This window comes from Streptomyces sp. R21, assembly GCF_041051975.1.
Classification (GTDB): domain Bacteria; phylum Actinomycetota; class Actinomycetes; order Streptomycetales; family Streptomycetaceae; genus Streptomyces.
The window spans coordinates 4,946,282-4,959,101 of sequence record NZ_CP163435.1 but is presented as its reverse complement, the minus strand read 5'-3'; the positions used below and the strand labels follow the sequence as shown (position 1 = coordinate 4,959,101).

The following is a 12,820-nucleotide window of genomic DNA, read 5'->3' as shown; positions in this document are numbered from 1 at the left end:
ACTGCCCCTAAGGAGATATGACATGGCTACTGGAACCGTGAAGTGGTTCAACTCGGAAAAGGGCTTCGGCTTCATCGAGCAGGACGGCGGCGGCGCCGACGTCTTCGCCCACTACTCCAACATCGCCACCTCTGGCTTCCGTGAGCTGCAGGAAGGCCAGAAGGTGACCTTCGACGTCACGCAGGGCCAGAAGGGCCCCCAGGCCGAGAACATCGTTCCCGCCTGATCCGGCACATCTGCCTGAGGCAGCTGGCCGGGAACCCGCACCGCGAGGTGCGGAGTTCCCGGCCAGCTGCTTTTTTTGTGGTTCCTCAGCTGTTCCTCCGCTGCTCCGCAGCCACTCCCCAGCAGCTTTCCGTCCGGAATTGAACCTCTTTTTCCGGACGGTTTCCCTGCCGTCCCGGTGACGGCCACCGTGCCGCCGGCCAGCCGGTCCGCCGACCCCTGGGACGCGGGAGACGCGAGGGGAAGCGGTGACCGGCCCGATCTGCTCCCCGCCGCTGCCGTGCGCCGGGGCGTCCGTGGTTGTCTGGCGACTGCTCGTCCCCGCCGGTACGTCGCCCCCACCACGGGCCCGTCGGCGGCACCCGCGCCCGACGTGACCCGCCGTGCTCGTGCTCCCCACCCCGCCATCGCACCGCGTCGCGAGGAGAGGCCCCGCGCATGTCAGCGTCCCCGAACGAGCGTCTGCCCCTGCCCTTGTCCCTGGGGCTGCCCCTGTCCCTGCCGTTGCTCCTGCCCTTGTCCCTGGGGTTGCCGTCCGTCGTCGGCGAGGTCGTCGACCGGGTCGGCCGGCGTGCGCTGGCGGCCGCCGGCTGGCTGACCACTCCGCTCGCCCCGGACGACTACCTCGCTCTGCTCGACCCGCTGCTGTCCGCCCGGCACCCGGCCGGCCGGGTCGTCGCCGTACGGCCCGAGAACCGTGCGGCGGCGACGGTGGTGATCCGGCCCGGACGCGGCTGGGCGGGGCACCGGCCCGGCCAGTACCTGCCGGTCGGCGTCGAGGTGGCGGGCGCCTGGCACTGGCGCACCTACTCGCTCACCTCGCCGCCGGGCACGCCGGGTACACCGGACGGCGACCTGACCATCACCGTGAAGGCCGAGCCCTGGGGCAGGGTCTCCCCGCACCTAGTGCACCGGACGACACCCGGCACGGTGCTCCGACTCGGGCCCGCACAGGGGGAGTTCACCCTCCCGGAACCACTGCCGCCGCGCATGCTGATGGTGACGGCGGGCAGTGGCATCACCCCGGTCATGGGGATGCTGCGGACGCTCGCCCGCCGCCGCTTCCCGGCGGGCGGGGCCCTCGACGTCGTACTCCTGCACAGTGCGCCGCGACCGGAGGAGTGCCTCTTCCGCTCCGAACTGAACGAACTGGAGGCCGGGTTGCCGTGGTTGCGGGTGCACGAGCGGCACACGCGGGCCGTCGGCCGGATCACTCCGCGGCACATCGACCTGCTCTGCCCGGACTGGCGCGAGCGCGCGACCTGGGCCTGCGGGCCGGCCGGGCTGCTGGACACGATGGAGGAGCGCTGGGCCGGGGCCGGGATCGCGGACCGGCTGCGGGTGGAGCGCTTCCGGCTCGCGCCGCCGGCACCGGCGCCGGGGGAGTCGGGCGTCCCCGTCGGCCGGGTCAGATTCGGGCGCAGTGGCGTCGAAGCGGAACCCGCCGCGTCCACTCCGCTCCTGGAGGCGGGCGAGGAGGCGGGGGTCCGGATGCCGTACGGGTGCCGGCGGGGCATCTGCTTCGGGTGTCTCGTCCCGCTGGTCGACGGGCGTGTACGCGATCTGCGCACCGGTGAAGTGCACGGCGAGCAGGGCCAGTTGATCCAGACCTGCGTCAACGGGGCGGCAGCACCGCTCACCCTCGACATCTAGAGCACCAGAAGCACTTGGACACCAGGAGCAACTGCGGCACTGGAGCACACGCAGGACATCCGCCCCTTCCAGGCGCCTCGTGCGCCGACAGGAGCCTCATATGACCGCGACCGTCATACCCATGCCCCCGAACCAACCGGACAGCCAACCGAACGCCCCTTCCCGGACCGAGGAGTTCGGGGCGGAACTCGACCGGATCCGCGACGGGATCATCGCCGGACGCGGCCCCGCGGACGCCCGCTACATCCGTACCGTGATCGCCGTCCAGCGCGGCCTGGAGACCGGCGGCCGCGCCGCCCTCGCCGTCTCGCTGCTGCCGCCGGCCTGGTGCGCGGGCACGGCGATGCTCACCGTCGCCAAGATCCTGGAGAACATGGAGCTGGGCCACAACATCCTGCACGGACAGTGGGACTGGCTGGGCGACCCGGCGATCCACTCCACGACCTGGGAGTGGGACTTCCTCACCCCGGCCGACGCCTGGAAGCACACCCACAACCACCTGCACCACACGTACACCAACGTCGTCGGCCTCGACCGAGACCTCGGCTACACGGTCATGCGCATGAGCCCGGACCAGCCCTGGCAGCCCGTCCACCTCCTCCAGCCCCTGTTCACCGCCCTGCTCGCCCCCGTCTTCGAATGGGGCATCGCCCTCTACGACCTGGAGGCGGAGGCGGTGCCCTCGGGCCGCAAGAGCGTCCGGAGCTTCCTGGGGGAGGTGGCGGCCCTCACCCGCAAGGCGGTGCGCCAGTTCGCCAAGGACTACGTCCTGTTCCCGCTGCTCGCGGGCCCCTCCGCGCTGCCGTGCCTGCTGGGCAACCTCACCGCGAACAGCCTGCGCAACATCTGGGCGCACACCATCATCTTCTGCGGGCACTTCCCCGGCGACGTACGGACCTTCGCCGAGGAGGACATCGAGGGCGAGAGCCGCGGCCAGTGGTACGTACGGCAGATCCAGGGCTCCGCGAACCTCGAGGGCGGCTTCCTCTTCCAGGTGATGACCGGGAATCTCGGCCACCAGATCGAGCACCACCTCTTCCCCGACCTGCCCAGCAACCGCTACGCCGAGATGGCGCCCCGGGTCAGGGAGTTGTGCGAGGGGTACGGGATTCCGTATGTGAGCGGGCCGCTGTGGCGGCAGTACACGTCGATGTGGGGGCGCGTCGTGCGCCATGCGGTGCCGTGAGGCATGCCGTGCCGTGAATCCGGCGGCTCACACGGCCAGTACGGCCCGTACGGTCTTGCCGCCCACGCCCGTGCTGACGACCTCCAGGCGGTGGGCGAGGGCCTGCACCATCGCGAGGCCGCGACCGCTCTCCGACTCGGTGTCCAGCACGCCGACCCTGGGCCGTCCCGGAGCGTCGTCGTGCACCTCGACCGTCACCGCTCCGCCGCCCACCTGGAGGCGCAGCCTGCACCCGGAGCGGCCGTGCCGTACGGCGTTGGCCACGAGCTCGGAGGCGATCAGCGTGGCGTCGTCGACCTGGTCGGGGGTCATCGGCGCCACCCGGGTCCGGGTGCGGGTGAGGAACGCGGAGGTCAGCTTGCGCGCCCTGCCTGCCGAGACGGCGGCGCGCGGCAGCGTGTACTCGACGCGTGCGGTTTGCCGGACGGCGCGCTCGTGCGCACGCATGACAGCCACTTCCCCTCCGAAAATTTACCGGCACTCCCCGGCCGGACCCCGCTGACCGGAGCCCCGCTCGAAACCTGCGCGGCCGGTCCTGCCCCGGGGTGATGCCCGCCTCCGGTGATCCGCAACCGGGACCGACGTCACAAACGGGTGTCACGAGTGCCACGCGACCGTCACTCGACCCCGCCGTCAGGTCTCCCGCGTCCCGGACCGTCGTTCCAGGGGGACAGTATTCGTGCAGGTCAGGGCGTGCTTTTCTGTTCCAGTGTCCCGTCCTTGCCGTAGATCATTGCGGCGGTCACCGGCGGTTCCGCAAGGTGGGACCCGACGCCGGAAAGGGCCGAACGGTCCCGGCGGACGTGACCATTGAGCAAGTACCACGAACGGGGAAGCACAGTCATGCGCAAGCACCGCACCTCCCACATCCGCACCCTCTCCCTGGCCGCCGCCGCCCTCGCCGCCGCGCTGTCGCTGACCGCCTGCAACGGCTCCGACGACGACGCGGCGGGCGCCACCTCGCCGACGGCCTCGGACAGCGCCTCCGCCAGTGCGTCGGGCAGTGCGTCGGGCAGCGGGTCGGGCGGTGCTTCCGGTGGTACGGCCGGTACGGCGACGGGAGGCTCGGCCGGTACGTCCGGCGGCGGCTCCACCTCCGTCCCCACCAAGAGCACCGGCAAGACGGGCGGAGGCAAGAGCACCGGTGACAAGACCGGCTACGGGCAGGCCTGCGGAAGCAACGACCTGACGTGGAGCTCGAAGTCCGAGACGCAGGCCGGGGGTTACGTCCTGGTGATGGCCAAGGCCAAGCCCGGCATCAAGTGCGTACTCTCGGGCGATCTGCCGGTCGTGGCGTTCGGCTCCGACGGGACCGAGGCGGCCAACGCCGAGCAGGTGGTGGGCGAGCCGGTGACGCTGAGCGGCTCCACGGTGGCCTACGCCGGGGTGAACCCGAAGACCACGAACAACAACGACGGCAAGGAGCTGGACAGCATCATCGTCAGCGCCGCCCAGGACGACCCGAACCCGGTCTCCCTGAAGGTCGGCACGATCACCGTCGACCGGCCGATCGTCACCAACTGGCACACATCGGCTTCGGCGGCCGTCCCCGGCGACGGCACGGACAACTGACGTACGCGAGTCGCTGCGGCTCAGGCCATCCAGAAGCTCAGGCCATCCAGAAGAAGACGGCCGTCATCCGCTTCTCCTCCAGCGAGGCACCGGTGTAACCGGTCGCGCTGTGCATGATGTTGGCCTTGTAGAGCAGCAGACGGTTGTAGCGCTGCGGTACGCGTACGTCCTCGACGAAGGAGTCCGGGGAGACGAAACGCGTGCCGAGCGCCTCGACCAGGTTGGTGTGCGGGGCCTGCACCATGTTGCCGCCGAGGACCCCGCCCGGCAGGTTCTGCCGGAAGAAGCTGGTGCCGCAGTCCTTGGGCACGTTCGGGCTGAGGTAGAGGACGGCGGCGTACCGGCACAGGGCGCGCGAGTCGGTGTGCGGGCGCACCTCGCCCTCGTCCTTGCCGACGACCTGGATGCAGTTGTGGTTGAGCGTGCCGCCGCCGGGCGCCGACTCCTGCCACAGCTTCTGCGCGCCGGTCTCCTTCTTCACCAGCCGCTCGACACGGGCGAGTTCGGCCGGTTCGAGGCCGGGCATCGTGCGCAGGCCGGGCCAGCTCTCCTGCTTGTACGGGAAGCCCTCGGTCCAGTCGTCCTTGGCCAGGCAACGGGCCCTGACCTCGTCCACGTTGGGCAGTACGTCGTCCAGGACCCAGTAGTCGCGGCCGCGGGTGGGCTTGCGGTAGGGCAGGACGGGAAGGCGTGGGGGGCGTGGGGGCTGCGCAGGCATGCGGGTGAACGTACATTCGCGATGTGCTTGGTTTTCCCATTGGTTGGTCAATGTTCCGACCGGTTGGTCAACGTTCCGCCAACTCGGCTGGGCATTTCCTCGTTCGGCCCAGCACGACCGCACTCCGGCGGCTTCCGTGACGTATGTCTGGAAAGAGAGCGTCAGGAAAAGAGCCGAGTCAAAGCCCCGGGAGAGCGAATGCGCCGAAAAGGCCGAATTCCGCTGACCGTCGTCGGCGCGGCCGTCGCCTCCGCCCTCCTGTGGGCGGCGGCCCCGCTCCCCGGCGCGCAGGCCGCGCCCGTCCCGGCCTGCACCTCCGGCACCGGCCCCTACCAGTGGGAACTGGAACAGCACCTGCGGCTCCCCCGTGACGGGCGGCAGTCTCCGGCGGACTGCGCGGCGATCCGCCGCTTCCAGGAGCGGACCGGGCTCCGCCCGGCCGACGGATACGCCGGGCTCGCCACGTACCGGATGATGCTGGTCGTCGAGGCGCGGCCGAACCCCAACGCCGCCGGGAAGTGCCCGGTCCGCGACTACAAGGTCGCCTGTGTGGACCTGGACCGGCAGCTGGTATGGGTGCAGGAGGGGCGGCGGGTGGTCTTCGGGCCGGTGCCCGCGCGGACCGGGCGCGACGGCTACGAGACGCGGGGCGGCTGGCACCAGGTCTACTGGAAGGACCGCGACCACTACTCCGACATCTACGGCAACGCCCCCATGCCCTTCGCCCAGTTCTTCAGCGACGGCCAGGCCTTCCACGGCGTGCTGGACGACCTGTTCAAGGGCGGCTCGCACGGCTGTGTGAACCTGCGGTACGCGGACGCCGAGCAGCTGTGGGGCGTGCTGCAGGTGGACGACGCGGTGTACGTGTGGGGCGACAAGCCGGGCACCTGGCGCAGCCTCCGTCCGGCCGCCCGAGCCGTCACAGGAGCGTCGAGCCCAGCGGCCGGTCCGGGCGCGCCCCCGGCAGTACGTACGCCACCGCCGACCCCCGGTGCTCGCTGAACCGGCTCAACTCGTCGCGCTCCGCCATCCGTTGCTGCACCCGCACGAACAGGTGCGGATCCCGCATGAACGCCAGGAAGAGCAGTCCCCGGTCGGCGGGGCCGTCGTCGTAGGAGTAGCCGCGGCGCAGCATGCGGGCGCCGCCGTCGAGCCGGGGGCTGGCGGCGCGGACGTGCGAGCCGAGTGGGAGGACGTAGCGGCCCTGCGGGGTCTTGGCGAAGATGTTCGCCTCGTCGTGCTCGCGGGCGCCGCCGAACGGGGCGCCGTCGGCGCGGCGCCGGCCGATGACCTCCTCCTGCCGGGAACGTGACAGCTCCCGGAAGTCCGTCACGTCGACGCGGATACGTCGTACGACGAGGAAGGTCGCGTCGTCGGCCGTCCACACCCAGCGCTCGCACTCCTCGGGGGTCGGGTTCGCCGTGCCGTCCTTGAAGCCGAGGAGGTTGCGCGGGGTCTGCCCGGCGGGCACCGGCCGTACGGAGCCGGACTGGTGCCAGCGCGGGCGCAGCGTGCCGTGCGCGAGACGGGTGAGCGCGGCGGTGGTCGCGGCCGCCGTCGCCGGGTCCTCGGCGCACACCTGGACCACGACGTCGCCGCCGCTGCGGGCGGGGTCGAGCCGGTCGCCGGGGAAGGACGGCAGCTCGCGCAGCCGCTCCGGTGCGAGGATGCCGAGCCTGGCGGGCAGGGCCGGTCCGATGCCGACGGTGGTGGTCAGCCGGGCGGCAGCCCCGGCGCGCTCTGCGGCCTCCTCGGCGGCACGGCCCCAGCGGGCCAGAACCGCGCGCACGGCGTGGGCGGTGGGGGTGCCGTGCAGGTCGAGGGCGGTGACGACGACGGCCGTCTGCTGGGGGGTGGTGACGCCGGCCTGGCGGGTGCGGGGCGGCGGACCGGGGAGGGGCTCGGTCGCGGGAGAGCAGCCGGCGAGTCCGGCCGTGACCAGCCCTCCGCCCACGAGCCGTACGAGCCCTCGTCGGGACACGCCGGGGGAGGTCCCTTCGGGCGCGGCTGCTCGCGCCGGGGCGCCCGGCGTCACATCGGCTGGCGTGTCAAACGCGTCATTCTTCGTCATAGCGGCGAAAGGGACGATACATCTGCCTCTCATGCGATCGAATCTCATTCGGCTCCGGCGGGCCGGACCGCGCCGCGTGCTGCCCGCCCTGTGCGTCGGCCTGCTCCTGGCCCTGCTGTCGGCCCTGTCCGCCTGCGGCGCCGGCACCGGCAGCGGGGACGACGAGGGCGGCGGCGCGGCGCTCGTCCGGGTACCGCAGGACACGCCGTCCCTGCAGAAGGCGGTGGACCGAGTGCGCCCGGGCGGCCTGGTGCTGGTCTCCCCGGGCGTCTACCGGGAGAGCGTGCGCATGACCCGGCCGCGGGTCGTGCTGCGGGGCACCGACCGGGGCAAGGTGATCGTGGACGGGGAGTTCCGCCGCGCCAACGGCATCACCGTCACCGGCGCGGGCTCCGTCGTGGAGAACCTGACCGTCCGGGGCCACCTCGCCAACGGCGTCCTCTTCACCGGCGTCACCGACCGGCGGCTCCAGTCGGCGGCGGGCGCGGGCGGGTCGGCGTACGACCCCCTCGACACGGTCAAGTTCCCACCGCTGGGCGGTTTCCGGGCGTCGTACGTCACCGCCTACGACAACGCGTTGTACGGCATCTACGCCTTCGATGCCCGGGACGGGATCATCGAGCGGTCGTACGCCTCCGGGCAGGCCGACTCCGGCATCTACGTCGGCCAGTGCCGGCCCTGCCGCACCGTGGTCCGGGACAACGTCACCGAGCACAACGCCGTCGGCGTCGAGGTCACCAACGCCTCCGAGGAGCTGTACCTCCTCGGCAACCGGGCCTCCCGCAACCGGGTCGGGCTGACCGTGAACTCCAACGACATGGAGGCGCTCGGCCCGCAGCACCGCGCGGTCGTCGCGGGCAACGCGTTCACCGACAACAACGACGACCGCAGTCCCGAGCAGGCGGACGGCGGCTTCGGCATCGGCGTCGGTGCGGGCGGCGCCCGGGACAACCTCTTCACCCGCAACCTCGTCACCGGCAACCACACCGGCGGCCTGCTCCTGAGCGACGTCCAGGGCTACCCGGCGCGCGGCAACACCGTGCGCGGCAACCGGGTCACCGGCAACGGCACGGACCTGGTGCTCGCCACGAGCGGGACGGGCGGCAACTGCTTCACGGACAACGGGGGTTCGGTGACCGCGAGCCCGCGAGGACTGCCGAGGTGCGGCGCCGCCACGGCTGCGCAGGCCTCCGGCGGCGGCCGGGTCCGGGCGCTCCCACAGCCCCCCGGCATCTCCTTCCGCGACGTCCCCGCGCCGCCCGCCCAGCCGTCCCTGCCCGGCCCGCCGACCGCCCCGGCCCGCCCGGCCGTCGGCCTGCCGGGCCGGGTGGACCCGGACACCTTCCCCCTCCCGGGATCGGCCCGCGCAGTGCCCAGGCCCTAGTGCTGCTTCCCCTTCTCCCACGGCGCCCCCGGCACCTTCGCGTGCACCCGCTCGGCCACCAGGTCGACCGTGGCCTCCTGGCCCGGGGCGAGCCGGGCCGTGACCCGGCGCATCCGGCCGTCCTTGTCGATCCAGTACGTCAACGGGGAGCGCCCGGCGGCCGCGGTGGCGCCGGCGGCCGGGCCCGCGGAGGCGTGGGAGGCGGCCGGGCGGGGGCGCGGGCCGGAGAAGACGCCGTAGCCCCGGCCGTCGACGCGTTCGTCGCGCAGCCACAACGGGTGCGACTGGGCGAGGAGTTGGGCGTTGTCCGGACGGTCGGCCGCCATCGAGAGCACCAGGCGCAGCGCCCGGTCCAGGGCGGCGGAGGTGTAGGGGCGGCGGGTCCACTCGTCGGGGGCGAGCGTGCCCGCGGCCCGCGCGGCCTGCGCGGCGGTGGTCACCACGTCGGGCTCGGGCTGCCGTGACGCCCGGCCCGGCGCGGCGCCGGGCGCGCCGGAGGTGGTCGGTGTCCGCGGCTTGCGGGCGACCGCGATGCCCTCCATGTCCCAGGCGACCAGCCCGCGCACGGTGCGCTCGGCGTCGGCCGCCTCGTACACGCCGACCGCCCGGTGCACGCGGTGGTCGACGACGGCCCGTACGGTGACCGTCCCGGACGAGGCGGACCCGGCGGCGCCCAGCGGCAGCCGTACCCGCACCTCCGAGGGGCTCGCCTCGTACGTCCGGAACCGCGCCAGCGCCATGCGCTGGGCCTCGTCCTCCGAGACGGCCCGCGGCCCCCGCTCCCCGCCTCCGGAGACCAGGGCGACCAGCAGGACCACCGCCCCGACGGCCACCGCCACCGCCGTCGCCGCCAGCGCGACGGCCCGCGCCCTCGCCGTACCGCCACCGCGTTTCCTCAGGACCCTCAAGAAGTTGCGCATGACTCGTCTCTACATGCGGGCGGGCCGCCCACCGGTCGACACCGGTGGGCGGCCCGCCCCGCGTCACCCTCCCGGGTGCGCGGCCGTCACCCCGCTCGCGAGGGCGTCAGCACTTCTTGCCCTTGCAGGGTTCACCCCGCTTGTTGGCGATCTTCACGACCAGTCCGGGTTCCTTCCCGGCGTTCTTGACCGTGAGGACGTACGGGCCGGTGACCGGGTTCCTGGGCAGGACGTAGCCCTCGGGGACGTCCTTCTCCACCAGGTAGTACGTGCCGGGCGGCAGGTCGTCGAAGTAGCACTTGCCGCGCGTACTGGTGGCGCAGTCGCCCACGCGGGTGTCCTTCTTGCCGCCGTGGCGCTGGAGCCCGGTGGTGCCGTTGCTGTCGTTCCACAGCTCGAAGACCGCGCCGCGCAGCGGCTTGTGGGTCTTCGCGTCGGTCTTGAGGACCGTCAGCCCGAGGTCCGGCCGGTTGGTCAGGGTCACGACCCTGCCGTCGCCCGTGACCGCGTTGTCGGCGGTGAGTACGTAGGGACCGGAGACCGGGTTGCGTGGCAGGACGTAGCCGTCCGGCACCGCCGTCTCGCGCACGTAGTACGTGCCGAGTGGCAGGTCGTCGAAGACGCACCGGCCGTTCGTGCCCGTCGTGCAGGCGCTGCCGACCCTGGTGTCGGGGGTGGTGCCCGAGGTCTGCAGTCCGTCCGTGCCGTTGCTCTCGCGCCACAGGTCGAAGACGGCTCCGGAGAGGAGAGCTCCGGTGACGTCGTCCTTCTTGACGACGGTCAGCAGCGCCCGCGGCCGGGCCTTGATTCCGGCGTCGATCGAGTGGTCGACGTAACCCGCCGGACCGACGGTCCACGTGGTCTTGCCGGCGGCGTCGACGTTCGAGTCGAGTTCGCCGTCGTCGTCCGCGTTCTGCTTGGTCCACCCCAGCTCTTCGAGAGTGGGTGAACCGGGCAGCCCGGACGGGTCGATGCCGCTGTAGTCGAACACGATGTCGTACTCGGTGTCGGGCTTCAGACCCTGCTCCGTGCCGACGTAGTACTCGCCGTTCTCGTCGGTGGTGACGGTGATCGGGTCACCGCCGCCCTTCGGGGTCAGCGTCACCGTGACGCCCGCGATCGGCGGCTCGGACGGGTCCTGGATGCCGTCGCCGTCGGTGTCGTACCAGACGCGGTTGCCGATCTGGACGGGCGCCTGGTCGCAGACGAGTTCGAGGTCGGCGAGGCCGTTGCCCTTGCCGAACAGGGAGTTGCCGGCGTTCCAGGTCGACTCGATGTCGAGGTTGCCCGCGGTGGTGCCGGTCTCGGAGCCCCAGCGGCGCACGCCCTGCGAGTAGGCCGCGTACGGGTCGTAGACCGTGCTCCACAGCTTCTTGCGGTACGGCTGGAGGACCGTGCCGCCCTCGGTGTTCTGGTCGTGCACCGCGTCGGAGAGGATCGTGGAGTCGTCGTAGAACTCGCCACTGCCCGGGCCCTCGTCGTTGCCCGGCATGGCGCCGGTCAGCGCGCCGCAGGAGCCGTCGCTCTCCAGCGTGTACGCCGTGCCGGACTTGCAGGCGCGCAGCACGTCACCGGCGGCGACGCCGGCGACCAGGTCGGTCGTGGAGCCGTACGCGTAGGTGCGGTTGCCCTGCATGTCGCCGAAGCGGTCGCGCATGCCGAGGACCAGGTCGCCGTTGTCGGCGATCTCGATGTTGGACAGGATCGGCTGCGGCGCGGAGACGAACAGATGCGACTCGCGCTCCGGGACCCGCTCGTTCCAGGCCTCCCACAGGCCGCTCATCTTCTCGCCGATGGTCGAGGTCTTCGTGCAGCGGTACTGGGAGGGGTCGCCGAGGAAGCGGTAGGCGCAGCCGCGCGGGTAGTCCAGGGCGTACTTGAAGATCTCCTTGAACGCCCCGCCGTCGAACTCGTAGACATGTCCGCTGAGTTGGGCCGGGTCGCCCCACGGTGCGGTGCCGGTGACCGTCGACTCGGCGCCGCACACCCCACCGACCAGGACGCGCTTGCCGCGCACACCGATGCCGTAGGGGTGCCAGTCGCCGACGCAGGCGTCCGGCTTCGGGACGGCGTACGAGGCAGGGGTGCCGGCGGTGACTCCGTCGCCGGTGCCCTGGATGGGCACGGTGTACAGCTTGGAGTCGTTGAGGTTGACGGCGTAGAGCGTCCTGCCGTCGCCGGAGACGTCGACGTCCCCGAGGCCCTCGCGGCCGACCTTGCCGTAGATCACGTCGTCGCCCAGCAGGTTGTTGCTCGTGTCGTGCGCGGTGAGGGCGCCGGGGAGGGTGGCGAAGGTGGTCACCGTGTCGCTGGTGTCGTTGTAGCGGTAGATCGCGTTGACCGCGCCCGCGGGCCCGTACGCCGTGTGCCGCTTGACCAGCGTGCCCATGTACTTGTTGCCGGTGCGGTCGACGCCGATGCCGAACACGGCCTGCTGCTCGGTGTTCGCGGTCAGCTCGGTGGCGGTGCCGCCGGGGGCGGTGTTGCCGAAGTCCCCGCCGAACGACAGCAGGCCCTTCTTCCCGGTCGCGTCGCCCTTGGCCAGCGAGCACGTGACGAGCGTCGGGTTCTCCTGGCAGTACACGCCGGGCTCCCAGAACCCGGTGGTGTACGTGACGTTCTTGCCGCCGGAGACGTCCACGAAGCCGGTGTTGCTGCGGATGACGTCCGCGCCGGTGCCGAGGCCCGCGACCGCCGGGGCGAGGTTGTCCGGGTCGGGGTTGACGACCTGGATGCGGTACTTGGCGCCGGTGAGCGCGGAGCCCGCCGGCGTGAACACGGCGGTGCCGTCGGCGCCGGTGGTGGAGGTGAGCACCGTCCCGGCGTCGTCCGTCAGGGTGACCTTGACCCCGGCCATCCCGGGTTCGAGGACGCTGTCGTACGCCCCGTCGGCGTTCACCTCCGTGACGACCCGCACGGTCACGGTGCCGTCCCCGGCTCCGGCCGCCCGGCCTGCGGGCGCGGCGGCGGGCACGGCGGGCCCGGCGGCCCCCAGCCCGATTCCGCCCGCCAGCAATGCGAGCACTGCCGCAAGCGACAGCCTCTCCCCCAGCGTTCTTCGCTTCACCGATTCCTCGTTTTCCGTACGGGG

Annotated in this window: 11 protein-coding genes; 6 read left to right on the top strand and 5 right to left on the bottom strand. The window is 72.2% G+C overall.

Annotation, left to right across the window (positions count from 1 at the left end; translation table 11 throughout):
- Positions 1–22: 22 nt before the first annotated feature.
- From AB5J56_RS22005 to AB5J56_RS21995, 3 genes are all read left to right on the top strand, one after another.
- Positions 23–226 (top strand): cold-shock protein, encoded by a 204-nt coding sequence (locus tag AB5J56_RS22005; RefSeq protein ID WP_004985680.1) that lies wholly within the window; start codon positions 23–25, stop codon positions 224–226.
- A gap of 437 nt (positions 227–663) precedes the next feature.
- The gene (locus AB5J56_RS22000) at positions 664–1,878 is read left to right on the top strand and encodes a ferredoxin reductase (protein WP_369234474.1); all 1,215 of its coding nucleotides are present in this window, start codon (positions 664–666) and stop codon (positions 1,876–1,878) included.
- 121 nt (positions 1,879–1,999) lie between these two features.
- Positions 2,000–3,064, top strand: a complete 1,065-nt coding sequence (locus AB5J56_RS21995) for a fatty acid desaturase (RefSeq protein WP_369242697.1) — start codon at positions 2,000–2,002, stop codon at positions 3,062–3,064.
- 27 nt (positions 3,065–3,091) lie between these two features.
- On the opposite strand, the gene AB5J56_RS21990 is transcribed toward AB5J56_RS21995, so the two are convergent.
- The gene (locus AB5J56_RS21990) at positions 3,092–3,511 is read right to left on the bottom strand and encodes an ATP-binding protein (protein ID WP_369234473.1); all 420 of its coding nucleotides are present in this window, start codon (positions 3,509–3,511) and stop codon (positions 3,092–3,094) included.
- Positions 3,512–3,907: 396 nt separating this feature from the next.
- On the opposite strand from AB5J56_RS21990, the gene AB5J56_RS21985 reads away from it, so the two are divergent.
- A complete protein-coding gene (locus AB5J56_RS21985) occupies positions 3,908–4,636 on the top strand; it encodes a DUF4232 domain-containing protein (protein ID WP_369234472.1) in 729 nt (242 codons plus the stop codon).
- Between the two features lie 37 nt (positions 4,637–4,673).
- On the opposite strand, the gene AB5J56_RS21980 is transcribed toward AB5J56_RS21985, so the two are convergent.
- A complete protein-coding gene (locus tag AB5J56_RS21980; RefSeq protein ID WP_369234471.1) occupies positions 4,674–5,354 on the bottom strand; it encodes a DUF6445 family protein in 681 nt (226 codons plus the stop codon).
- 198 nt (positions 5,355–5,552) lie between these two features.
- Between AB5J56_RS21980 and AB5J56_RS21975 the strand changes: the two genes are divergently transcribed.
- Entirely contained in the window at positions 5,553–6,356 is an 804-nt protein-coding gene (locus AB5J56_RS21975; protein ID WP_369234470.1) for a L,D-transpeptidase family protein, read from the top strand.
- Here AB5J56_RS21975 and AB5J56_RS21970 read toward each other — a convergent pair.
- Complete coding sequence (locus tag AB5J56_RS21970; RefSeq protein WP_369234469.1) at positions 6,274–7,335, bottom strand: Dyp-type peroxidase; 1,062 nt, start codon at positions 7,333–7,335, stop codon at positions 6,274–6,276. The genes AB5J56_RS21975 and AB5J56_RS21970 overlap by 83 nt on opposite strands.
- A 121-nt stretch (positions 7,336–7,456) precedes the next feature.
- Between AB5J56_RS21970 and AB5J56_RS21965 the strand changes: the two genes are divergently transcribed.
- Positions 7,457–8,809, top strand: coding sequence for a right-handed parallel beta-helix repeat-containing protein (locus AB5J56_RS21965; protein ID WP_369234468.1), 1,353 nt, complete (start codon positions 7,457–7,459; stop codon positions 8,807–8,809).
- Here the strand turns inward: AB5J56_RS21965 and AB5J56_RS21960 are convergent.
- Together AB5J56_RS21960 and AB5J56_RS21955 are read right to left on the bottom strand one after the other, a co-directional pair.
- On the bottom strand, positions 8,806–9,729 hold the full coding sequence (locus tag AB5J56_RS21960; RefSeq protein WP_369234467.1) for a hypothetical protein: 924 nt from the start codon (positions 9,727–9,729) through the stop codon (positions 8,806–8,808). The two genes, AB5J56_RS21965 and AB5J56_RS21960, sit on opposite strands and share 4 nt — an antisense overlap.
- A 106-nt stretch (positions 9,730–9,835) precedes the next feature.
- Positions 9,836–12,754, bottom strand: coding sequence for a SpaA isopeptide-forming pilin-related protein (locus tag AB5J56_RS21955; RefSeq protein WP_369234466.1), 2,919 nt, complete (start codon positions 12,752–12,754; stop codon positions 9,836–9,838).
- Between the last annotated feature and the right edge of the window lie 66 nt (positions 12,755–12,820).

Bases quoted from the DNA above. Each gene is read 5' to 3' on its own strand.
- AB5J56_RS22005 (WP_004985680.1), top strand. From the start codon at position 23: ATGGCTACTGGAACCGTGAAGTGGTTCAACTCGGAAAAGGGCTTCGGC.
- AB5J56_RS22000 (WP_369234474.1), top strand. From the start codon at position 664: ATGTCAGCGTCCCCGAACGAGCGTCTGCCCCTGCCCTTGTCCCTGGGG.
- AB5J56_RS21995 (WP_369242697.1), top strand. From the start codon at position 2,000: ATGCCCCCGAACCAACCGGACAGCCAACCGAACGCCCCTTCCCGGACC.
- AB5J56_RS21990 (WP_369234473.1), bottom strand. From the start codon at position 3,511: ATGCGTGCGCACGAGCGCGCCGTCCGGCAAACCGCACGCGTCGAGTAC.
- AB5J56_RS21985 (WP_369234472.1), top strand. From the start codon at position 3,908: ATGCGCAAGCACCGCACCTCCCACATCCGCACCCTCTCCCTGGCCGCC.
- AB5J56_RS21980 (WP_369234471.1), bottom strand. From the start codon at position 5,354: ATGCCTGCGCAGCCCCCACGCCCCCCACGCCTTCCCGTCCTGCCCTAC.
- AB5J56_RS21975 (WP_369234470.1), top strand. From the start codon at position 5,553: ATGCGCCGAAAAGGCCGAATTCCGCTGACCGTCGTCGGCGCGGCCGTC.
- AB5J56_RS21965 (WP_369234468.1), top strand. From the start codon at position 7,457: ATGCGATCGAATCTCATTCGGCTCCGGCGGGCCGGACCGCGCCGCGTG.
- AB5J56_RS21960 (WP_369234467.1), bottom strand. From the start codon at position 9,729: ATGCGCAACTTCTTGAGGGTCCTGAGGAAACGCGGTGGCGGTACGGCG.